The 22,653-nt window shown below is 27.5% G+C and carries 22 protein-coding genes and 1 tRNA gene; 4 read left to right on the top strand and 19 right to left on the bottom strand.

All coding sequences use genetic code 11. The features are described 5' to 3' along the window. Positions 1 to 13: 13 nt before the first annotated feature. From NL43_RS01710 to NL43_RS01745, 8 genes are all read right to left on the bottom strand, one after another. A complete protein-coding gene (locus NL43_RS01710) occupies positions 14 to 676 on the bottom strand; it encodes an RNA-binding protein (protein ID WP_143741303.1) in 663 nt (220 codons plus the stop codon). A gap of 22 nt (positions 677 to 698) precedes the next feature. Then, a complete protein-coding gene (locus NL43_RS01715; protein WP_069592313.1) occupies positions 699 to 1,394 on the bottom strand; it encodes a ribosome assembly factor SBDS in 696 nt (231 codons plus the stop codon). Positions 1,395 to 1,629: 235 nt separating this feature from the next. Beyond that, entirely contained in the window at positions 1,630 to 2,511 is an 882-nt protein-coding gene (gene psmA, locus NL43_RS01720; RefSeq protein WP_069592314.1) for an archaeal proteasome endopeptidase complex subunit alpha, read from the bottom strand. A gap of 640 nt (positions 2,512 to 3,151) precedes the next feature. Next, the gene (purB, locus tag NL43_RS01725; protein ID WP_069592315.1) at positions 3,152 to 4,507 is read right to left on the bottom strand and encodes an adenylosuccinate lyase; all 1,356 of its coding nucleotides are present in this window, start codon (positions 4,505 to 4,507) and stop codon (positions 3,152 to 3,154) included. A 175-nt stretch (positions 4,508 to 4,682) separates the two neighbouring features. After that, entirely contained in the window at positions 4,683 to 5,048 is a 366-nt protein-coding gene (locus tag NL43_RS01730; RefSeq protein ID WP_069592316.1) for an Rpp14/Pop5 family protein, read from the bottom strand. Positions 5,049 to 5,073: 25 nt separating this feature from the next. After that, the gene (gene rnp3, locus NL43_RS01735; RefSeq protein ID WP_069592317.1) at positions 5,074 to 5,769 is read right to left on the bottom strand and encodes a ribonuclease P protein component 3; all 696 of its coding nucleotides are present in this window, start codon (positions 5,767 to 5,769) and stop codon (positions 5,074 to 5,076) included. A gap of 61 nt (positions 5,770 to 5,830) precedes the next feature. Continuing rightward, positions 5,831 to 6,259, bottom strand: coding sequence for an RNA-binding domain-containing protein (locus tag NL43_RS01740; RefSeq protein ID WP_069592318.1), 429 nt, complete (start codon positions 6,257 to 6,259; stop codon positions 5,831 to 5,833). Further along, a complete protein-coding gene (locus NL43_RS01745; protein WP_069592319.1) occupies positions 6,260 to 6,805 on the bottom strand; it encodes a 50S ribosomal protein L15e in 546 nt (181 codons plus the stop codon). A 368-nt stretch (positions 6,806 to 7,173) separates the two neighbouring features. On the opposite strand from NL43_RS01745, the gene NL43_RS01750 reads away from it, so the two are divergent. Continuing rightward, on the top strand, positions 7,174 to 7,491 hold the full coding sequence (locus tag NL43_RS01750) for a transcription factor S (protein ID WP_069592320.1): 318 nt from the start codon (positions 7,174 to 7,176) through the stop codon (positions 7,489 to 7,491). 57 nt (positions 7,492 to 7,548) lie between these two features. On the opposite strand, the gene ribC is transcribed toward NL43_RS01750, so the two are convergent. From ribC to NL43_RS01780, 6 genes are all read right to left on the bottom strand, one after another. Then, entirely contained in the window at positions 7,549 to 8,013 is a 465-nt protein-coding gene (gene ribC / locus NL43_RS01755; protein ID WP_069592321.1) for a riboflavin synthase, read from the bottom strand. Positions 8,014 to 8,042: 29 nt separating this feature from the next. Continuing rightward, positions 8,043 to 9,029, bottom strand: a complete 987-nt coding sequence (gene mch, locus NL43_RS01760; RefSeq protein ID WP_069592322.1) for a methenyltetrahydromethanopterin cyclohydrolase — start codon at positions 9,027 to 9,029, stop codon at positions 8,043 to 8,045. Between the two features lie 131 nt (positions 9,030 to 9,160). Beyond that, positions 9,161 to 9,790, bottom strand: a complete 630-nt coding sequence (locus NL43_RS01765; RefSeq protein WP_069592323.1) for a thymidylate synthase — start codon at positions 9,788 to 9,790, stop codon at positions 9,161 to 9,163. A gap of 2 nt (positions 9,791 to 9,792) precedes the next feature. Next, on the bottom strand, positions 9,793 to 10,770 hold the full coding sequence (locus NL43_RS01770) for a methionine synthase (RefSeq protein ID WP_084790334.1): 978 nt from the start codon (positions 10,768 to 10,770) through the stop codon (positions 9,793 to 9,795). Positions 10,771 to 10,856: 86 nt separating this feature from the next. Next, positions 10,857 to 11,651 carry a nitroreductase family protein gene (locus NL43_RS01775; protein WP_069592324.1) on the bottom strand — a complete coding sequence of 265 codons (795 nt, stop codon included), beginning with the start codon at positions 11,649 to 11,651 and terminating at the stop codon, positions 10,857 to 10,859. Positions 11,652 to 11,737: 86 nt separating this feature from the next. After that, complete coding sequence (locus NL43_RS01780; protein ID WP_069592325.1) at positions 11,738 to 12,820, bottom strand: hypothetical protein; 1,083 nt, start codon at positions 12,818 to 12,820, stop codon at positions 11,738 to 11,740. 218 nt (positions 12,821 to 13,038) lie between these two features. Here NL43_RS01780 and NL43_RS01785 point away from each other — a divergent pair. Continuing rightward, positions 13,039 to 13,112 (top strand) — tRNA-Ala (locus tag NL43_RS01785). Positions 13,113 to 13,272: 160 nt separating this feature from the next. Here NL43_RS01785 and NL43_RS01790 read toward each other — a convergent pair. From NL43_RS01790 to hypA, 3 genes are all read right to left on the bottom strand, one after another. Then, on the bottom strand, positions 13,273 to 14,307 hold the full coding sequence (locus NL43_RS01790; protein ID WP_069592326.1) for a DUF354 domain-containing protein: 1,035 nt from the start codon (positions 14,305 to 14,307) through the stop codon (positions 13,273 to 13,275). 71 nt (positions 14,308 to 14,378) lie between these two features. Next, positions 14,379 to 15,035, bottom strand: coding sequence for a hydrogenase nickel incorporation protein HypB (gene hypB / locus NL43_RS01795; protein ID WP_069592327.1), 657 nt, complete (start codon positions 15,033 to 15,035; stop codon positions 14,379 to 14,381). A gap of 1 nt (position 15,036) precedes the next feature. Continuing rightward, entirely contained in the window at positions 15,037 to 15,411 is a 375-nt protein-coding gene (hypA, locus tag NL43_RS01800) for a hydrogenase maturation nickel metallochaperone HypA (protein ID WP_069592328.1), read from the bottom strand. Positions 15,412 to 15,689: 278 nt separating this feature from the next. On the opposite strand from hypA, the gene NL43_RS01805 reads away from it, so the two are divergent. Then, entirely contained in the window at positions 15,690 to 16,565 is an 876-nt protein-coding gene (locus NL43_RS01805) for a ribose-phosphate diphosphokinase (protein ID WP_069592329.1), read from the top strand. A gap of 112 nt (positions 16,566 to 16,677) precedes the next feature. Here the strand turns inward: NL43_RS01805 and NL43_RS01810 are convergent, their stop codons facing one another. Both NL43_RS01810 and lonB read right to left on the bottom strand, forming a co-directional pair. Further along, entirely contained in the window at positions 16,678 to 18,441 is a 1,764-nt protein-coding gene (locus tag NL43_RS01810) for a DEAD/DEAH box helicase (protein WP_069592330.1), read from the bottom strand. A 369-nt stretch (positions 18,442 to 18,810) separates the two neighbouring features. Then, positions 18,811 to 20,646, bottom strand: a complete 1,836-nt coding sequence (gene lonB, locus NL43_RS01815; RefSeq protein ID WP_241776198.1) for an ATP-dependent protease LonB — start codon at positions 20,644 to 20,646, stop codon at positions 18,811 to 18,813. Between the two features lie 484 nt (positions 20,647 to 21,130). Between lonB and cobQ the strand changes: the two genes are divergently transcribed. Beyond that, positions 21,131 to 22,642: a cobyric acid synthase CobQ gene (cobQ, locus tag NL43_RS01820; protein ID WP_069592332.1), complete on the top strand. Its 1,512-nt coding sequence runs from the start codon at positions 21,131 to 21,133 to the stop codon at positions 22,640 to 22,642. The last annotated feature ends 11 nt before the right edge of the window (positions 22,643 to 22,653 follow it).

Genomic DNA, 22,653 nt, shown 5'->3' on the forward strand with positions numbered 1-22,653 from the left:
TTTATCCCTCTCTTCATGGGTTTATAATCATGTTTTGTACAATCTTAATAAGATTATGTTTAAATGGTTCTTCTTCAATTATTTCTATGATTTGTAATATTTTTTCAACATTTTCTTTTAAACCATTTATCCAAATTAATCCATTTTTAGCAACAATCATATCTGTACGAATATATTCCTGTATCATACTTGTGATAAATGCATTTTCTTCGCTTAAAAAATGGACTGTTGGTTGTTTTACTCTAACAATAATACCTTGGTTAAATTTACCTAATCCTCTTGATCTTAATGTTAATTTAACTCTATTTATTTCATCAACATTTGCAACTCTTAGTAAAAGCATATCTTTAACATTAATAATATTATTGATATTTTGTTCATTATTGTCGTATAATTCTGATGTTGATAAGAATCCATGATATATATTATTAATATTAATAGACCATGAGGAATATGATGAACTAGTTACACGACCTATGATTAAATCTCCATATTGTGGTTTGTATGTGTATTTAAGTGGAATTACACTTATTTTTTCACTTTCAATGTAAACAAGGCCTGTCATGTCAGAATATATTTTACCCTTATCTCTAAAAGTACCTCTGCCTAATTTGTAATCATTGTCTGTTAATAGGCTTCCGGGAAGTACTACTTCTTTATTTTCTACAAATATCATTAGTATACACTTCTCAGAGAATTTATTTAAGTAATTTGGTTTCAACATCACCATGGGTTAAACCACTAAGTGTTGTGTAAAATTCATCTTGTAATCCACCAGGAATTTCAACAATTCCAATCCAACTTCCATCATTTTCCCATTCTTCTTTTATTAATGTACCATATTGGGTTATAGGAGTGTATGCTTTTCCAGCATAAATACCTGGTATTTTAACTGCAACTTGTACCTTTTCTATACTTATGGGTATTTTAGTTAAAATAGCTTTGACTGTTGGTTTTATCTGTTCTTGAACTGTTTTTAAAGGATCTATATGGACTTTAGCTTCTTCCATAGCTTTAGCAATACGTTTGGGTGGGTGGGGAAGTTTTGTTTGAGGGTTTATTGCTTCACGAGCTATTTGACTAATGACTTGTTTTGTTTTTTCTTCTTGCATTTTACGTCTTTGATTTGCTGTTATTTGAATAGTCCCTTTATGAATAATTTGATCTGCTACTTCAAGGGGATCTGTATTTTCAAATACTTTTTCCATTAATTCCTCAGATATTTTATCAGCTTTATGCGCATCTTTAAATATTTCTTCAACAGCAAGAACATCTGAAATATCTATATCTTCACCACGTTTATAATCTGCAGCAAGTTCGGCATCTACTAGTATTTCAAATCGTTCACCATAACTTTCTAAGCGAGCTATCACTGCATCATCAACATTAACCATATTTTTCACCTAAATTTATTTATCAGTTAATATATAAGTTCATTATTTTTTAAATTTTTATTTTTTTTATTTAGTTTATATAATATAATATCTATAATCTTTACTTAAAATTTTATATTTACTTAAAAAGTATATGGAAGATAATTAGTTTTATAGGAAAATTTAAAATTAGTTTCTTTTTAAAATAAAAATTAATTATGGTGGGGAATTGTTTTAGAAGAAAGTAGATGGGTATTTATTCATCTACGTCTTCACTGGAATTTTCTTTAATTTCTTCGTTTTCTTCTTTAGCTTTTTTTTCCGCTTCTTTTTTAGCTTTAGCTTCAGCTTTTTTAGCTTCTTTTTCTTCTGCTTCTTTTTTAGCTTTTTCTTCTGCTTCTATTTTTTCTTGTTCTTTTCGTTCAATGACTTTTTGAACATATTCGTCAATTTCTGTTTCATCAACTTTTCTGTATTTTGATGTTTCTTTATCTATTATTGAAATTTCAACACTATCATCAGCTAATTTACCATCAGTTGCTACAAAAATTCCTTCTATTGCAAGGTCAATTGCATCTTCTAATGAAATATCATTAGAATATTTTTCTTCAAATAACTCTAATGCTTTTTCACGTCCAAGACCTATTGCTGTTGCTTTATATTCAACTAATGCTCCACTAGGGTCTGTTTCGTAAATTTGACATTCATCATCGGACACTCCACCAATAATTAATGAAACACCAAATGGTCTAATTCCTCTTTGAGTGTATGTTTGTTCTAAATCTCCGATGTATTTTGCCAATCCTGTGGTGGATATTGGTTCATGGTAATTTAATTTGTTTATTTGTGCTTGGTTTCTTGCAATATCAATTAATCTTCTTGCATCAGCTACAAGTCCACTTGAAGCAGTAGCTATATGTTCATCAATTTTAAATATTTTTTCTATTGATGATGGTACTATTAATTTACTTTTTATTTTTTTATCTACAGCTAAAATCACACCATCTTTAGATACTATTCCTATAGATGTTGTTCCTCGTTTAACAGCTTCTCGTGCATATTCTATTTGAAATAAACGTCCATCTGGGCTAAATACTGTTAATGCTCTATCATAACCTGCATTTGCGAATTGTTGCATGTTTTTACCTCTTTTTAATTTATTTTCAATATTAGTATTAATTTAATTTATTTTTTTTTATTTTATTTTTACATAATTATATTTACATTTACTTATTATTACTATTTGTTATTAATATATTTGATGTAAATTTAGAATATATTATATACATATTTTTTTTTAATTAAATCTGATGTTTCTAAGTTTAAAGTTATTATACTAATCTACTTCAATATATTTTAATAAATCTACATGGAAAAACTTGATGAAAGAAATAATAATAGTCTTTATTTATAAATATCTATTACAATAGATATTTTAAAAAAAGTGTGATAAAACATCCATATTTAACTATTAATCATGTATATTAACAATTTTTTTAATAGTTTTTAATTTAAGGTTATATATGTAAATTACATTAAATCCATTCTATACTAGGGATATTTTTTTTAAATGTATTTAAACGTAGAATTCAATAGAGTTTTTAATTATTGTTTATTATTTTTTTTAAAAAAGAGCAACTGCTAAAAAAAACAATGTTATTCATGTAAAATTTTATTTATTTTACATTTTGAGTGATATTTGCTTTTTTAAAAAGTTAATTTTTTTGAATTTTGGAGAACACTCAAAAAAAGGAAAGTATGTAAGATTTAGTGAAATCTTATTGTGATATTATTATTTTAGCATTTTCAATAACATTTTCTACAAATTTACTACTACTTCCAAGATATGTATGAGGATCCATTGTTTCATCAATTTCTTCTTGAGTTAAGTATTTAAGAATTTCATCTTGATTTGATAGAATTTCTTTTAAACCTGTATCTTTTTCATAAGCTTCCATAGCACATGATCTTACAAGAGCATATGCACTTTGTCTTCCCATACCTTTTTGTGTAAGTTTGGACATGAATCTTTCAGCCATTATTAGTCCATTACTTAAATTAAGATTATTTTCAATATTTTCCTTGTGGAATTCAATATTTCCAAATAATTTTAATGAAAGATTAAGAATATAATCTGTTAATATTGCAGATTCTGGTAAAATTATACGTTCACATGATGAATTTGTCAAGTCTCTTTCATGCCATAATGGGTTATTTTGTAATGCAGCATTAACATATGATCTTACTACACGGGATACACCACAAATTCGTTCACCGGTAATTGGATTTCTTTTATGAGGCATAGTACTACTACCTACTTGTTTTTCAGGATCAAATTTTTCACCTACTTCCATAATTTCAGTTCTTTGTAAGTTACGTACTTCTAATGCCATTTTTTCAAGAGTACTACAAATATTTGCAAGAGTCATAATGTATTCTGCATGATTATCTCTTTGAACAACTTGGTTTGATATATGTACTGGGTTTAAACCTAATATTTCAGATACTCTTATATGAATATCATATCCTAAATCACCGAGAGCTGCTGTAGTTCCAACTGCTCCAGTCATCATACCAACACATAAATGATTTTCAGTAAGGTCAAGTCGTTCTAGTTGACGAATTAATTCATCAATATATATTGCAAATTTCATACCATATGTTGTTGGTAATGCATGTTGTCCATGTGTACGTCCAATTGTTACAGTGTCTTTATGTTCTTCTGCTAAATTAACTAACAATTCAATAAGTTTAATTATTTTTTCACGAATTATTTTAATGGAATCTTTTAATTGTAGTGATTGTGATGAATCAATAATATCATTACTTGTTGCACCATAATGAACATATTCTCCAGCATCATTATCACATACTTCTTCTAATGCTTTCATTATAGCAGCTATATCATGATTTGTTGCTCTTTCAATTTCATCTACACGTGCTTGTTTAACATATTCTGTTGAAGCTTTATTATTTATTTCTTTTGCAGCATCTTCAGGTATTAAACCTATTTCAGCTTCAGCTTTTGCTAATGCAGCTTCAACTTTTAACATATTTTGTAATTTAGATTCCTGTTCCCATACAGCTTTCATTTCAGGAGTTCCGTATCTGAATTCTATTGGATGTATTGCCATAATAATCATTTAATATTTTTTTTGAATACTAAATCATCTTTTTTTTTAGATTTAATATTTTTAATAATTTTCTTTATAAAAAAGTATTTAATATGTATATATGTTTTTTATTATTTTTATATTCTTATTTTTTTATTTAAGAAAAATAATATTTTATTAAAAAGAAGTTAAATTTTTAAAGGAGGTTAAATTTTTCATCTAAAGATTTTATTGTCCCAGAAGTACCTAATGTATGAATAACCACACGATTATTTTTATATCTTGTAATTGCACTTAATGATGTAATCATTTCTTTTTCATATCCTCGTCTACATTTTATTATACATTTATATTGGTATCTTCTGTGATTTTTAATGGTTTTAATATTAATTAACCATAAATTTATTTTACTTGATTCAATTTCACCATATAAATTGATTAGATTATTCCAAAGAAAAACAATAATTTCATCTTTTTTTATTTGATTTTCACTAAATAAATTAAATGCAATATATCTCTTTTTTTCTCTTAAAGTTGGTGGTAAAATTTTTAATTTTATCATAATACTATCCTACTATATAATTCATTTAATTTTTAATTATTCTAACACCCTCAATAACACTATCCTTATTTTTTTTCATATTCTCAATTAGTTTATAAGGATTTTCTGAAATTGCTTTTTTACCATAATTCATATTCATATCCATCATTTGACTAAGTAAAATCATGCTTTCTGGAGAACGAACATCATAAAATGTTTTACTACCACTACTAAGAATAGTTCTGAATTTATATTTTTTCTGTAGTAAAAGTAATTGATTTATTTGATTTAAAAGTTTAGCCTTGTAATAACCTCTATTAGATAAAATGTCTGTAAAATTAATATTAACTGAGATATTATTACTAACTAACATTTTTGCAAGAATATGATTAATTCCACTGTTACGTTTATTTGCATAAGGGTGATTTATTATATCAACTTGGGGTAATTCACAAATAGCTCTATTAATTTTACTATCTCCACCATTAGCCATAATAAAATCTGTTTTCTTATATAATTGTTGAACTGTTTTTCGTAATAGTTGTGGATTACTTTCATCAATACATATGCCGTGATATAATTTAATAGGTGAAACTTCATTCAATTTATCAAATGATTCTTTAGTTTCAGAAGTGTAGTTTTTTGAATCATAAAATATACAAGCACCATTAAATCCAAATTCATATAATGTATTAATAATTTCTTTTTTTGGTGCAATATTAAAATCATAAAAAATAGTCATATAATTAATCCTAAAATGGTTTTTTGATAAGATAATAGTTCTTATCTAAAAAATATTAAATTCATAAGAAGTCAAAGATGTCCTGTGCAACGTTAATTGCATTTTGTTTACTCACAGGATAACTAGCAATTTTTATTCTGACATGTATAGCATCACCAGAATATGTTAACTTAAGATTTTCATTATAAGCTTCTTGTTTATCAAAACGTAAGAAAAAATTACCTTTTTCATCCATACGACGACTTAATTCGTTTTTAATAATATTTTTATCTTCTTGAGTTAAATTTTCATTAAGAAATTTTATAAAATCTTTATTAATTCTTTTTTTAGCTCTTTTTTCAGATAAAATTATTATCTCGTTATTGAAATGATCTTCATTTATTGTTTTTTTAGGTAATGGATTAGGAAAAAGGTAACTAATTGAATTAATTACCTTTTCTTCATCTTCGGTACCATAAATAAATGTTCTGTATGAAATGTTATGAATCATTTATCTAACCTTTTCAGCACCTTTACCTTTTTTGTATAATCCTCTTCCTTTTTTACCTGCACCAGTTAAACCTCTGAATGCACGTCTTGTGTGTTTGTTACTACAAATCCAGTTGATTTTGTTATCATTTTGGATTGAAGGACATTGTGGGTCTACGAGGATTACTTCGTAGTATTTTGCTTTACCATCTTCCCATACCCAGTATGAGTTTAGTACTTCTAAGTTAGGATATTTGCGTGCAACACGTTCTTCAGCCATTCTTTGAATGGATTTTTCTCCTGAAATTTTGTTTACACCCATTCTTTTAGGATCTCTTCCGTTTTTAAATCTGGATTTTCTTCTGGATCCTCTTCTTACTCTAATTCTTGCGAGTACATATCCTGTTTTTGCTTTGTAACCTAAACGACGAGCTCTGTCAATTCTTGTTGGTTTATCAATTCTTATAATAACAGGTTGTCTTCTCCATTTAGGTAATCTTTCTCTCATGAGTTCTTTTACATAAGATTCATCTGGGTTTTTCCATGCTTCTTTCATATACTTGTACATTATATCGACCTCATTGTTCAGCCAATTGGCCACATCCAATTTAAGTTTTTAATATATAGTGTATTAAAGGAGTATAATATAGAATAATAGTAAAACAGTTATTCCTAGAAACATAATGTTTCTTAATATTAATATTCTCCTAAAATATAATAACTAATTTAGAATTAGTTTTTTTTATTATCATATTCAAATAGGAATATTAATCCCTTATTTTCATATAATAAAATGTATTAAAATAGACTATACTAATAACATATTATTATATAATCTTTATACTATACAATATTTGTTTATAGTATTATATAATACTTTAGAAATATATTTTCTTATACAAGTTTATTATTATAATTTAAGGGAGCTCTTATAAAATGAAATTTTGTCCAAATTGTGGAAAAGTGTTACTTCCAAAACAAGGTATATTACATTGCTATGATTGTGGATATGAACAAAAAGTAACAGAAAATGAAAAACAAGATTACATAATAGAAAAAGATGTTTCTGATAAACAAAATATCATTGTGACTGGTGATAAAATTAATACATTGCCTACAACTAAAGGATTATGTTATCGTTGTGGAAATAGGGAATTAGAATGGTGGTTGATTCAAATGCGTAAAGCAGATGAAGCAGAAACACGTTTTTATAGGTGTACGAAATGTGGAAATACGTGGAGAAGATCAGGATAATTTATTCAATTACTTTTTTTTAAAAAAATTTAAAAGAAGGAGTTGGAGGAGATTAAATTATAATGGTCCTTTATTTTCTCGACCTTCACGAACACCAGTTCCAGCTTCTCTTTTCATAGCTTCTGGTTTAAATAACATTTTCACAAGATTATCTGCATGTTGTGTTGCACGGTTGTATGCTAATTCTTTAAGATCTTTTTCATCTCTTCCTTCATCTTCATGTACAAATACTTCTAATATATGTGTATTTGTCATTAACTGTGCTTGTATAAGTCCAGTACTAGCTTCATGAGCACATACTTTATCCATTCTTTCGCCACCAGGCATACCAAATGCCATGACAATATCACATTTTTCTTCTTCTATTAATTTTTTTGAAGCTACAGGTAAGTCTTTAACTCCAGGAACATATCGCTCAATGAATTTAATACCAGTCACTTGTTTTTTAATTTGTTTTACTGCAGCACTAGCCATATCAAATCTTGCAAAGGTTGTACTGCAAATTCCCACACGTTTAGTCATTTTATTAACAACTCCTTCATTTATTTAAGTTATTTTTTATTTATAATTTCTTTAACTTCAAATGATTCTTTAAGTCTTTCAAGATCAATATATCCCGTATGGAACATTTGACCTGTTACCATATCATTTACAATAATTTGTGCTGGTGCAAATATGTCTTTAGGCATTTTATAGAAGTCTCGTCCTGCTTCTTCAAATAATTCTATGAAACTTTGACCATATTTTTCAGATGCGGATGATGGTAAATTAGTAGCTAATTCTTCTAAATTTTCACCTTCAGCAGGTTCAATATAATAATATGCACGGCCTCCAAAGATAATTGCATCATTTGTTTTACCCATAGCTTTTAAGCTATCTGGATCTACAGGAGTTATTGGAGTGATACCTGCAGCATAGGTTATTTTTGTTATATCAAAATCTAAAATTTCATGCATTTTATAAATTCCAGTTTCAAGAGCTCTACCTGATATTTGAATAGAACCTACAAGTGATGCTGTAGGTGCAACAAGTATTGTTAAGTTTTCAGTTTTCACATCACATTCATCAGCAATATATTGAGCTATATCTTCATTTGGTAAAGTATCAGCTTCAAGTGTGATAACCGCAATATCTGATTCTTCAACATAGTTTGTTATTTTATAAATTTCACTATCTTTAAATTTATGGGTTTGTCCAGGTCCTGAACCTATAGCATAATAGCCGTTAATATTGATTTTCCACCCTGCTTTCTGTGAACCGAGAGTTGTTAGTGCGGGGAAGTCTGTTTTTACTTTTACAGCAGGCATTGCCATAATATCACTTAAATCACCAGGTATTGAAATACCAACATCACATATTCCACCTAGACAAACTTTTGTAAATAACTCTCCACCCTTTATACTACCTTTAGCATTTACCCCACAATCAATAACACATGTTCCATTAGATAGTGTTGAAGGAATTACTTTTAATTTTTCTGCATTTTGAACCATTTCATCAGCAATTTTTTTTGCTGCTACGTTCATACTTTCACTCATATTTTATTTCTCCATTAAATCATAGTTTAAAAATATCCATAATACTTTAATTTTATTATTATAGTATAATGTTAATGTATATAGATTTTTTTTAATATTCTTTTTGTCTAATATTTGTTTTTTAAGAATGCCTAATATTTTCTCAATATTTCTTTACATTTATCCCAATCATGTTCATAAATATGAAGACTCATTGCATGATGAACCATGTTTGTTAATTTGGTATTTGTATTTTCTGCAACATAATATCCCACTTCTCTAATTCCGAAAAGATTTGGAAATGTTGCTCCACCACAATCATTACTTCTAAAGAAATCAGTCATGTATAATTCATCATTTCTAATTAAAAATGCAATTTCTTGTAAACATGGAATTTCATCTACTTTGTTATCTTGGATAGGATCAATAGTAATTGCAATTGCACGGCGTGATTCACGACAATTATTTAATTTCTCAATACATATGTCAAGTTGATCAATTTCAAAATATTGTCTTAGTCTGTTTCCATAGGTATATACAAATCCTTGATCATTATTCGGATCCAGTAGTTCTTGTTTATAAGTTTCTAAACGGTCATCATGCCATGGTGAACATTCTGGAATTGTATTATCATCAGGATTTGTTATTTCTATCATAACATTTTGAAGTTCTTTTGTTAAACTTCCACGTTCATCTGTTACTTCATGCCCTTCTTGCATTATTTTTTTTACACAGGTAAGCCAAGCTTGTGCTATTGAATTTGTACGAATAAATTTTGCCATGTTTACACACCATTTCTTTTAATGTCAGTTAAAATATCTAATTTTCCTTGTGCTATGTTTTCAGGTAACATACGCATACCACAATCAGGATCTATTATAATATTATTTGTTTTAACAATATCTATCACATCTTTAATAGTTTTTTCAACAGTTTCTTTTTGATCTATTTCATCTAATCTAGTATTCACACAACCTAATCCTATTAGTTTATTTGATTCTTTTTTCCATGATTTTTTTAAAGTGTTGATATTTTGGGGCATTCCTGAAAATTCAAAATCAAGGATATTTACATTAAATTTTAATAAATCAGATAATACTTCTTTTAAATCTCCACATACATGTAATATGACAGGAATATCAACGGATTCACTAATTAATTCAACAGCTTTTTTTGAGATAGATATTTCCTCAGCGCCTGTTGAAATAAAAGGTTCATCTATTTGTATTGCACAAGCACCAGCTTTTTCTAATTCTTGAGCTTCAACACATAATGCTTTAGCCATATCATAGATTGCATTTTCTTTTGTTGTATAAAAATTATCAATCATTGATGAATGAATAAGTGTAGTTGGGCCAGTAATTATTCCTTTAATACCTTTTTCTTCATGTTCAAATATTGCATCTAATGAAGCATTTAACTTATATTGTGGATCTAATGTATGTGCTGTTTTAAAAGCTAATTGTAAATCTCTAACAGATATGGGGTGGGCTGATGGTGTTATTTTACCATTAATATATGCTGTATTATCAATAATTTTAAAACCATTTATTTTACTGGTAAATATTTTCACCATATCTCCTCTAACTTGACCATCACAAATAATATCAATATCTGATTTAACAAATGATTTTACAGAATTAATTATAGCTTGTTTAAACGGGTCATATAATCCTAAAGTTTCAGTAAGTTTCTCATTAAAACTTTCAGCTTTAAAACTATTTGCAGGATAACTTCCAACAACTGTTGTAATAATATTCATATTATCAAATTCCTGATTTTTATTATTATAACTATTTGTAGATAATATTTATTTAATTTAATTATATAAAAAGAGAAGGGAGTTTATTAGTTGTATGTAATTTTAATTTTTTTATGAGGGATAGTTCTTTTGAATTTTTTTCTTGGATATCCAATAATAAAAGTTGAATACATATGCTTAGATTTATCAATTTCTGGGAAAAAAGTCATAAGACGTTCATGATCTATTTCATCAGCTTTTTGGATAAATAAGGAATAAAATCCTCCAAGACCCATAGTATATGCAAGTAATTCTATTCTTGTAGCCGCAATCACTGTACTAGTTTTATCTGTAGCGAAGCCTAAAATTAACTGTTTTCCTTCCCATAATAATGGATGATATTTGCATGTATTTTTATCTTTAAGATATTCACCTAATTGTTTTATACGTGAAAATTTATTTTCTTCAACTTTAATAATTTCATAAACTAATTCAATAAAGTCATCTAATCTATCATCAACAACCAAGAATTCTACATCTTGTTTATTCATAGCGCTGGGACTATAATAAGCTCCTTCAAATAAAGTATTAAATGTATTTTCATCTATTTTTTCATTTTTAAACCAACGAATACTTCTTCTTTGTTTATATAAATCTAATAAATTTTCAGTAGTTACTGGAATTTGGGTAGCATCATATTTTTCAACAACATCCATTTGGTCTTCAAATTGTTTAAGTGTTATTGCACCTGTAGGACAAATAGCCATACAATGTCCACATTCAAAACATTCTCCATTATTTACTTCTTCAACGGTGGGATTTACAATAATATTATCTCTAATACATACAGAAGCACATAATCCACATCCCACACATTTTTCAGTTGTAATACTTAATTTCATAATCTGACTCCTTATTATATAGTGGTTAAAAATTAATAGTTGGATTTCTATTGTATTTTTTTTTAAAAAAAATAAAAGAAGGTTATTTATCGTTTCGTGGTAACAATATGTGCTATAATAAGTGCACTTAATAATATATAAGTTACAAGTCCTGAACCATTTATTGTCCTATTTATGATAAATAATCCAAGTATTGTTTGTGCAATAAATGCAGAAAGAGATCCAGTTAGCAATGCTTCTCTTCCTAAATATTTTTTACTTCCACGTTCTCTTTCAAGTCTATATTTGTCTAATACTTTAAGTCCTACTATGATAACAAGTATAATCCAAATAATTATAACTGCTAAAGCAAGATAACCGAAGTCAAAGCCTATTCCAAAAATTCCGGGTAAGAAATAATCAATAACATCCTTTTTAGTAACAAGAATACCATAGAATAATGGAAATGGTAATCCAAAGTATGTAACAAATGTTAATGGTAATGATATATAACCATCACTATTTCCAACACTAGCATTTCCCCAATAGGTTGAATTTACATTATGTCCCCATAAATTTGTATTATCAATAACTAATTGAAGACTAGAAATTTGATTAGCATTCATACGATTAATTCTTGATAATGGACTTATAATTTCCATACTTAATATTTGGGCTAATATTTCCATTAAACCAAACACTGCTATTAATGCAACTATGGCTAATAAAATTCTACGTGGTGTTAATATGGATCTTTCTTGTCTAAACAGTTTACTAATAAAGAAAAATCCACTAACTAATCCTAAAACCCACATGATTAAGAAATCACGGTGAACAATTCCTCCAAATATAGTAATACCTATTGTTATTAATATAAGTAGTAATCTAATATTTGATGCTTTGTAACCTTGATCCTTCCATATTGGAAGTGTTGCCCACGACGTTACCACAACAAGTATAGCTAATGGTCCAAAGGGATGTGTAAATTCATTATGACTTAACATGGGTAGTAGAAGACAAATAGCATCGATACCGAAAATTAAAGTTATTCCTACACCTAATATTAAAGATAGTATAAATACTAAATTGAAATTCAATGGTAAGAAATTCAATAATAAAAGAACTCCTATATGTATCAGGATAGCAAATTCTATTATTAACATAAGGTGATTAGTAGCTATTAATGCCATATAATCATTTATCCTCCAATTCCTATGAATTTATTCTCTTTGAAGTCTTTTTTAAATTCATTTACTATATGTATATTAATAGTTTATTTTATTAATAATTATGTTATTTGAATAAGTTATGATATATTGATTATATTAATAATCTAAGATTATTTTATAAAAATAGGGTAATAAATAAATATTAGAAAAACATATTATTTATTATTTAATTAGTTTTAGGGCTAGTAGCTCAGCTTGGTAGAGCGTCGCCTTGGCATGGCGGAGGCCTCGGGTTCAACTCCCGACTAGTCCATTAAGAGTTTTTTTTTTAATAAAAATTTATTAATCTAAATTTCAATATTTAATTTAAAATAAATGTATGATGTTGTTTTTATTTTTAAGTTAACTAATGAATTTTCTTTGTTTATTAAAAAAGTAGGTTCTATTTACTTTTGAAGTGGGATATTTAAATATTATTTATAATATTCAAAATAGGTCTTATATATTTCATTAACAATTAATTCAACTAAATCATCGGTTTTAATAGGGTTTTTGTTGTGTTGATTTGATAATAATTCTTTAGATAAGTCTATAATTTCGTTTAAATTAGTTGAACGTTTCATTAATCCTTTTTCGATATAATATGTATCTACTGATAATTGTTTTCCAGGATAACATGATATAACTGGTGTTCCAAGTAATGCTGATTCTCTATTCATAGTACCACCAGCACCTATAACTAAATCTGCTTTTTTCATAAGACTAAATGTATCGACAGGTGTTTCTATAATGTGGACGTTTTCAATATCTTCAAAAATATTTCCTTGAGTTTTAAATCGTGGAATTATAAGTATATTTGCATCATTTTTTAATTCATTAACAATTGGTGTTAATACTGATTTTGTACAATCCGCATCTAAATAAGATGCTAAAGATGGTTCGGGTCTCATTAAAATAGTATATTTTTTAGTTAATTTCAAATTTAAATCATCTAATATGTTTTCATTATATTTAAAATCTTCTAAATGTGTTACTTCACAAGTTCCATTGTATTGTACTATGTTATTGGGGTTCATTCCAAATTTCACAGTATTCCATACGTCAAATATTTCTGGGATGATTAATTTGTTTACTAGGGGTAATGTTAATTTATTAGCTGCTACGGCATGTTCATTATCTAAAATAAATATATTAGGAATACCTAATCCAAAAGCTACGCGAGGTAATTCAATAGAATGTTTAGTTATAGCAATATCTATGTTTTCTTCTGATATAAATTTAGATAAATCATATGCACGTTTTGTACTTGATAATAATTTTTCTTTAAGAGTTACACCATGATTGCCTATGGATGTATATTCTAATTCAAAAATATCTAGTAAATCATGAATATTTGAAAAATCACGGGCGGTTATTAATACTTCATGACCATCTTCTTTTAATTTTTTTATTATTCCATTAAAAAATCGTACATGGGGTGTATTTACAATATCTATCCATATTTTCATAGTTTATAACTTCCTAGTCCTGTTTTCTAAAAAATAAAAAATAATTAAGTTAATTTAATTAATTTCTATTATTATTTTTTACTTTGAAATTTTTTGTATAATGCAATAATTTCATCTACACCTTCACCTGTTTTTAAACTACATTTAACAACAGGTATGTCTGGATTTATTGTTTTCACATCTTTAACCATTTTGTCTGCATCTGCACCTACTGCATCAGCCAAATCCACTTTATTTACAATGGCCATGTCAGCTCCTTTAAAAATCATAGGATGTTTTTCAGCAGTATCATCACCCTCTGTAACACTAATAATTACAGTTCTTACATGAGTTCCTAGGTTAAAATCTGCAGGACAAATTAGATTTCCCACATTTTCTACAAATAATATTGATATATCTTCAAGGGGTATGTCTGGTAAAGCATGTTCAACTAAGTGTGCATCTAAATGGCATTCTTTTCCAGTGTTTAATCCTTTCACAGGAACATTTTTATCTTCGATTCTTTTCGCATCAAATTTACTTAAAATATCTCCTGCTATAACTCCAATATCATCTTCCATTTCATCAATTAATTTTTCAAGAAGTGATGTTTTACCAGAACCTACTGCGCCTACAAGATCAACAGCAAATACATTATTTTCATCTAAAATTCTTCTATTTTCATAAGCTAATTTATCATTAGCTTGGATTATGTCTTGTTCTACATCTATACTAGCTATATTATGCATTTTAATCTTCCTTTTCTATTTTTATTGTTTTAATATTGCATTCTTGTCCTTGAATGATATGGACTCTTGTATTATCACATTTTGGACATGTGGCTACAGCCATCAAATGATCCATTTCTTCATCAGTTTTACTAACTCCTTTAAAACCACATGATTCACATTCTATTTCAATGGGGATCATATTAATTATAATTTCAGCATCTTTTAAGATAGTATCTTCTCTTAAAACATCCATCATAAATCTTAGTTGTTCTGGGTTTAACATTGTAAGTTCCCCTACTTCTAAGACGGCTTCAGTTACTTGTATAGCATCATTTTTCTTTGCAGTATCTAATATTGCTTCTACCATACTATTTGCCATAGATAATTCATGCATTTTTTAACTCCAATATCATAATTTAGTATTACTTAATGTTTTAATAAACTTTTTATATTTTTTTTTAAATTTATTTATCAATATTATATTTGTATATTATATTAATAATTATTAATGTATTATTATTTCTTTAAGATTAATATGTAATCTATTTTAAAAATAAAAGTTATAAATTAATATATGAAGTATGATTTATTTTTTTATAGGTAATTTTTATTATTTTAAAAAAATGGAATTTATGAAGTACTTATTGTAGAAATTAAGGAGAGTAATATTAAGTGATTATTGGAGGATCTGCATCTCAAGCATTAGCTGCAGAAGTTGCACGAGAATTAAATGATAAATTATGTTCGGTTGAAACTAAAAAGTTTCCTGATGGTGAAAGATATTTCAGAATAAAAGATGAAATATGTGAAGATGAACAGGTAACTATAATTCAATCTACTGGTTATCCACAAGATGAAAATATGATGGAATTATTTTTTATATTAGATACTCTTGGAGATATGAATATTAAAAATATAACTCTTGTATCACCTTATCTTGGATATAGCCGTCAAGAACGTAGATTTAAAGAAGTAGAATGTATATCTGCTAAAGCAACAGCAAAATTAATTCAAACAATGGGTGTTAAACATTTAGTATCTATAAATTTACATGAAGAAAGTATTTGTGATTTATATGATATTCCAGTAAATAATTTATCTGCAATGCCAGCTATAGCAGATTATATTAGAATAAATTTTCCTGAGAAAAAACCAATTATATTAGCACCAGATAAAGGGGCAGAGAATTTTGCAAAAGAAATAGCTACATTACTTAATACTGATTATGATTATTTAGAAAAAGTAAGATTATCTCCTGAAAAAGTTAAAACGAAAACAAAAAGTATTTCAGTAGATAATCGTAGTGTTATAATAGTGGATGATATAATAAGTACTGGTGGAACTATAGTAAATGCTATAAATATTTTAAAATTACAAGGAGCTAAATCAGTAGATGTTGTTTGTGTACATCCTGTTTTAGTAAATGATGCAGTACTTAAAATAAATGCTGCTGGAGCAAATTCAGTACAAGGAACTAATACATTAAAAAGTGAAGTTGCTAATATAAGTGTTGCTAAAACAATAGCTGAACATTTAAAAACGTTATAGCTTTTTTAATAAAATGTCTTATAAAAGTATAAAATTATTTAAAAAATATTTATTTTTTCTATTTTTTTTATATGATAATTGAAAAATAGTTTTAATCAAAAAAAGAATATGATTATGGTGAATAATCATTATTTCCATAGTTATTTTTTTTATAAGTTTTTTTATGATAATTATTTTTATCATATCCTTTTCTAGAATAATTTTCGTTCTGGTAATTATCTGTTCTATGTGGATTGAATTTCTTACTTTTTCTATTTCGTTTATTGGTAAATTTTTTCTTATTGTTATTTCTTTTCTTAGTTTTATCACGAGGTTTTGCAGGTTCAATATGTGCATGTTTATTTTCAATGTATGTATCACTCATAAATCTATAGAAATCAGAAGCGTTAGCAAGGGGTATTTCTACAAATGAAAAATTATCGAATATATCTATATTGCCTATTTGATGACCTGTAAGTCCTGTTTTTTCATGTATTGAGTTAAGAATTACATTAACTGTAATGTCTTGTTTTCTTCCAACACTAATAAAAAATCTCACAAATCCTTCATGTGCTTCAGTATCTCCAAATTCTTCTTCTTTATATTTGCTGTCTTCCATAATTCCTTTTAGGAGTGTTGCTGCAATGTCTATGGAGTTATAGTCTTCTTCAAGTAATTTTTCTATAATATATATTTCTTTAGAAATATCTTCTGTATTTATTCGTTCTTTTAATTGTTCTATGAAGTTATCTTTTTTAACTTCTTCTACATCACTTAACGATGGAATTGGAGCTTGTTCTATTTTGGTTTTAGCATATCTTTGGATATCTCGTAATTGGTATATCTCTCGACCAGAAACAAAACTATATGCTTTTCCAGTTTTTCCAGCTCTTCCTGTACGACCTATACGATGAACATAATATTCATTATCATTAGGAATATCATAGTTGAAAACTGCTTCAACTCCACTAACATCAATTCCTCGAGCAGCTACATCTGTAGCAACAAGTATTTCTATATTATTCTTTTTAAATTTATGCATCACACGATCTCTTTGATTTTGTGTTAAATCACCATGTAGACCATCTGCAAGATATCCTCTTATTTGTAAATGACTCACTAACTTATCTACTTTTCTTTTTGTATTACAAAATACTAATGATAAATCAAAATCATGTAGATCTAAAATTCTTGATAATAATTCTAATTTCATATCTTCTTTTACTTCAAAGTATTTTTGCTCTACATCGGGTGTAGTTAATTCATGTTGGGTTACTTTAACGATTTCAGGGTTATTTTGATACCTTTTTGCTAATTGAAGTATTTCTGGAGGTAATGTTGCTGAAAATAAAAGAAATTGTCTTTCATAAGGTATATCTTCAAGAATATATTCAATATCTTCACGAAATCCCATATCTAACATTTCATCAGCTTCATCTAATATCACTGTTTTAATATTTTTCAAGTTCAATGTTTTTCTATCAATATGGTCCATTACTCTTCCAGGAGTACCTATGATAATTTGAACACCTTTTTGCAGTGCTTTTATTTGTCTATCAATTGGTTGTCCTCCATAAACTGGCAGTACATTAATTTTTGGGAGGTATGCTGATAATTTTCTTAATTCTTCTGCTACTTGGATTGCTAATTCACGTGTCGGACAGAGAATTATTGCTTGTAAATTTCTATTTTCATTATCTATATTTTCAAGCAATGGTATTCCAAATGCAGCTGTTTTACCAGTACCAGTTTGTGCTTGACCTGTTACATCTTTATGAGCTAAAATTTGTGGAATTGCAAGTGATTGTATTGGTGATGCTTCTTCAAAACCCATGTCTTCTACAGCTTTCTGGATTTCGGGAGATATATTTAAGTCCTTAAATTTTAATTTTTCCATTTTTGGTCTCCTTGTTTTTCTAAATTTTTATATTTTTAATATTATTCTTTTGGTACTTAGTAGGATATTTGTTCTATTTAAATAATACTGGCGTATTATACAACATATGTTAGAGTAAATATTAAAATAAATATGGGTTAATTTACTTATAATTATTATTTATTTTCGTTAGACTGAGATTAATACAAAAAAGAATAATATTCATTATATAATTTTAAATTTTTTAGTTATTACTATTTATTTATATCTAAAATACAGTATATTTTTTTTTAAAAAAAGAATAATAAGAAGGTCCTACTTCTTATATAATGTGATTTTGAAGGTTCAGAATTTATGATATTTTTGTGTGTAAGTGTAATTTCTTTAATTTTATTTAGTTTCTTCTTTCAATGTGTTAATAAATTCTTCTTTTTTAGGACCTACTAGGGCATGTTCAAGTACGTCTGTTAGAGTTTTCACAGGAATAATCTCAATTTGATCCATGTATTTTTTATCTATTAATACATCATCTATATTTGATGCAGGAATAAGTACACGTTTCATTCCGGATTCTGCAGCTGCTTCTATTTTGTATGTTACACCACCAATAGGAAGTACTGTTCCACGTACACTTAAAGAACCTGTTAATGCAAGTGTTTGGTCGATAGGTATGTCTTCTATTGCTGATATTATTGCAGTAGCCATTGATACACTTGCACTATCTCCTTCAACTCCATCGTAAGATTGTACAAATTGGATATGTATGTCATAGTTAGATATATCTTTTCCAATACTTTTTTTAATAATAGCACCAACGTTTTGAACAGCTTCTTTAGCAATATCTCCTAATTTTCCTGCTGCAATAATTTTTCCTTCTTCTTTACTTTGGGATGGTGCAGCTTCTGCAGCTATAGGTAAAACAATACCACTTGAGTTACCAATAACTGCTAAACCATTAATACATCCTATTTTAGAACCTTGATTTGCAAATACACTATATTCTTTTCTTTGTGATATATATCTATCTGCTATTTGTTGTTCTAATGTTCTGGATTGTTTTTTAGCTTTAAATACATGTTCTTCTGTTACTTCATCAGCATTTTCTTCTATAGCTACATCTCCTGCAGCACGAACTAATCCACCTAAATCTCTTAATTTAAGTGTTAATGAATCTTTTTTTCCTGCTCTACGTTGGGCTTCTTTAATTATTTCTGCAACAGCTTCTTTGGTGAAATGTGGTATTCTACCATCATTTTTTACTTCTTGAGCTACAAATTGAGCGAGTTTTTTTCTGTTTTCTGGAGTGTCTTTCATGGAATCTTTCATGAATATTTCGTATCCATAACCTCTTATTCTTGATCTTAGTGCTATATGCATATCTTTTAGTACTTCTAGGTTTCCTGAAGCTACTAATACAAAATCACATGGAACTGCATCTGTCCGAACCATTGCACCACTACTTGTATCACTTTGACCTGTAATTTGGTATTTATGTTCTTGAAGAGCAGTTAATAGTTCTTGTTGTGTTTTCATATTCATTGTTCCAATTTCATCAATGTATAATACTCCTTTGTTTGCTCGATGTATCATTCCACTTTCTACTCGTTCATGAGCTGGGGTTCCTAAACCTCCTGATTGATATGGGTCATGTCTTACATCACCAAGTAATGCTCCTGCATGAGCACCTGTTGCATCAATAAATGGTGCTACTTCTTTATTATCATTATTTACTAAAAGTTTTGGTGATTGTTGTTGTCCTTTTGGTTTTAGTTGATATAGTGCAAAAAATACTATGCCTACTGCTATAATTGCAGTGAGAAATTGATTTGTTATAAATCCAATTGCCATGATTAATGCAATGATTGCTATTGTAAATATGTTTTTTCGTTCTTCTTGACTTTTAAATTGTTTTTTTGCATTTTCCACAATTTTTTTTCCTTGACCTGCAGGCATAATTCCCACTAATGGGTTATTGGGATTTTCAACATTTGGGTATATTAGTATGTCTTGTAAATCTTCAGGGGGCAGTAATTCTGCCATAGCTTTAGCAATCATGGATTTACCAATACCTGGTTCTCCAATCAGTAACACATTTCTTCTTTGTTTAGCTGCTTTTTTTATAGTTTCTACTGCATCTTCTTGACCAATAATTTGGTCAATAAGCATTTTAGGTATTTCTATTTCATCAGTGTCGGAATATTCTTCAGGGTTTATTTCGGATACTATATGGTTTGATAAATCATAATTATTTGTTTTAATTTCGCGTTTTATTTCTTTGGGGGAGGTTTTATTTTCTTCTGTTATTTCTTCGGGTTCTTCAATATCTATACAAATTTTTTCTTCATTTTCCCTGTTTTCTTTTTTGATTTTTTCTTCATGATCTGTATTTGTAATAGTTATTCCTCCTTTTTTTAAATTAACTTCAATGATATTGTATTTGTTGTTTATCGTATTTTTTTATATTTATAATCATAATATTTTTTATTCTGGTATTTTATATAATATTATCTATAATTTCCATTATATATTTAAATAACCATAGGTATTTAAAATATACTATTTTTTTAGAATTCATGGAGAGATACTTTTGTTTTTCAATAGAATTTTATATTATACTTTCTTTTTTTTAAAAATTTGCCATAGTATTAAATTAGTAAATACTACAAATATATCATCAACAACTTAATAAATTAAAGGGGGAATTTAATTAATGAAATATATAATGTTTCAGGGAACTTCATCCAATGCTGGAAAAACACTTACGGCAGCAGCATTATGTAATTTATTATCAAGGAAAGGTTATCGTGTAACTCCTTTCAAATCACAAAATATGTCTTTAAATTCATATACAACAATTGATGATGATGAGATGTCCATAGCACAAGTAATGCAAGCAGAAGCTGCAGGTATAGAACCTAATTGTAATATGAATCCAATATTATTAAAGCCAAAGGAAGATTTCACTTCACAAGTAATTGTACGAGGAAAACCTGCTGGAAATATGCGTTTTGATGATTATCAAAATAATTTCAGAGGCCAAGCAATCACTGCCATCAAAAGTTCTTTAGAATATCTTAAAGAAGATTATGATATAACTGTAATTGAAGGTGCGGGTTCTCCTGCTGAGATAAATATGTATGATAAAGACTTAGCTAATATGTTAATTGCAAGGATGACTAATGCTGATGTTATATTAGTGGCTGATATTGATCAAGGTGGTGTTTTTGCTGCAATAGTAGGTACTTATTTCTTGATACCTGAAGAAGATAGAAAATTAATTAAAGCAATTATAATTAATAAATTTAGGGGAAATGCAGATGTACTTAAATCAGGTATAGATAAAATAGAAGAATTAACTAATATTCCAGTGATTGGAATAATTCCTTTTGATGAAACGTTAAATTTACCTGAAGAAGATTCTGCTTCTTTATCAACACATCACTTTAGTGAAAATGAAAAAATAACAATTGGTACTTTAAGATTACCACGTATTTCTAATTTTACAGATATAGATCCATTAGATTATGAAGAGGATGTTGGTATAAAATTAGTAAATATCTATGATAAATTTGATGATTTGGATGCTCTAGTAATTCCAGGAACAAGGAATACTGTAAATGATATAGAAGAACTAAAAAAATCAGGAGCATTTGATTATATTAGAGAGGTATCTAAAGAAATACCTATTTTTGGAATTTGTGGTGGGTATCAAATGTTATCTAAAAAAATTATTGATTCTAACTGTTCTGAGTCAAAATATGGGTCTGTAGATGGATTAGGACTGCTGGATATTAAAACAGAATTTGGTCGAATTGATAAAGTAGTTAAACAAAGTAGAGGAACTATTCTGGAAGATAGTGCTTTAGGTTTCAAAAAAGGTACTTCTGTAACAGGTTATGAATTACATGAAGGAATTACAATATTAAAAAATACTGTAAAACCATTTATAAAAGTAGAAAAAGGTAATGGTAACGATCAAAGTGGTCAATTTGATGGAGCTATCAAAGATAATATTTGTGGAACTTATTTCCATGGAATTTTCCATAATTTTGAATTCAGAAGAAATTTCACTGATCATTTACGTATAAATAAAGGATTAGAACCTATAGGATTAACTAATGATGATTTTAAAGAATCAAAAAGAGTTAATTATAATCAATTAGGTGATTTATTTGCAAATAATGTGGATATGTCCTTTTTTGAGAAACTATTAAATGATTAATTTTTTTTCTT

The sequence above is a fragment of the Methanosphaera sp. WGK6 genome (genome assembly GCF_001729965.1).
Taxonomy (GTDB): domain Archaea; phylum Methanobacteriota; class Methanobacteria; order Methanobacteriales; family Methanobacteriaceae; genus Methanosphaera.

Coding starts and splice junctions, on each gene's coding strand:
- NL43_RS01710 (WP_143741303.1), bottom strand. CDS start 676: ATGATATTTGTAGAAAATAAAGAAGTAGTACTTCCCGGAAGCCTATTA.
- NL43_RS01715 (WP_069592313.1), bottom strand. CDS start 1,394: ATGGTTAATGTTGATGATGCAGTGATAGCTCGCTTAGAAAGTTATGGT.
- psmA (WP_069592314.1), bottom strand. CDS start 2,511: ATGCAACAATTCGCAAATGCAGGTTATGATAGAGCATTAACAGTATTT.
- purB (WP_069592315.1), bottom strand. CDS start 4,507: ATGGCAATACATCCAATAGAATTCAGATACGGAACTCCTGAAATGAAA.
- NL43_RS01730 (WP_069592316.1), bottom strand. CDS start 5,048: ATGATAAAATTAAAAATTTTACCACCAACTTTAAGAGAAAAAAAGAGA.
- rnp3 (WP_069592317.1), bottom strand. CDS start 5,769: ATGACTATTTTTTATGATTTTAATATTGCACCAAAAAAAGAAATTATT.
- NL43_RS01740 (WP_069592318.1), bottom strand. CDS start 6,259: ATGATTCATAACATTTCATACAGAACATTTATTTATGGTACCGAAGAT.
- NL43_RS01745 (WP_069592319.1), bottom strand. CDS start 6,805: ATGTACAAGTATATGAAAGAAGCATGGAAAAACCCAGATGAATCTTAT.
- NL43_RS01750 (WP_069592320.1), top strand. CDS start 7,174: ATGAAATTTTGTCCAAATTGTGGAAAAGTGTTACTTCCAAAACAAGGT.
- ribC (WP_069592321.1), bottom strand. CDS start 8,013: ATGACTAAACGTGTGGGAATTTGCAGTACAACCTTTGCAAGATTTGAT.
- mch (WP_069592322.1), bottom strand. CDS start 9,029: ATGAGTGAAAGTATGAACGTAGCAGCAAAAAAAATTGCTGATGAAATG.
- NL43_RS01765 (WP_069592323.1), bottom strand. CDS start 9,790: ATGGCAAAATTTATTCGTACAAATTCAATAGCACAAGCTTGGCTTACC.
- NL43_RS01770 (WP_084790334.1), bottom strand. CDS start 10,770: ATGAATATTATTACAACAGTTGTTGGAAGTTATCCTGCAAATAGTTTT.
- NL43_RS01775 (WP_069592324.1), bottom strand. CDS start 11,651: ATGAAATTAAGTATTACAACTGAAAAATGTGTGGGATGTGGATTATGT.
- NL43_RS01780 (WP_069592325.1), bottom strand. CDS start 12,820: ATGGCATTAATAGCTACTAATCACCTTATGTTAATAATAGAATTTGCT.
- NL43_RS01790 (WP_069592326.1), bottom strand. CDS start 14,307: ATGAAAATATGGATAGATATTGTAAATACACCCCATGTACGATTTTTT.
- hypB (WP_069592327.1), bottom strand. CDS start 15,035: ATGCATAATATAGCTAGTATAGATGTAGAACAAGACATAATCCAAGCT.
- hypA (WP_069592328.1), bottom strand. CDS start 15,411: ATGCATGAATTATCTATGGCAAATAGTATGGTAGAAGCAATATTAGAT.
- NL43_RS01810 (WP_069592330.1), bottom strand. CDS start 18,441: ATGGAAAAATTAAAATTTAAGGACTTAAATATATCTCCCGAAATCCAG.
- cobQ (WP_069592332.1), top strand. CDS start 21,131: ATGAAATATATAATGTTTCAGGGAACTTCATCCAATGCTGGAAAAACA.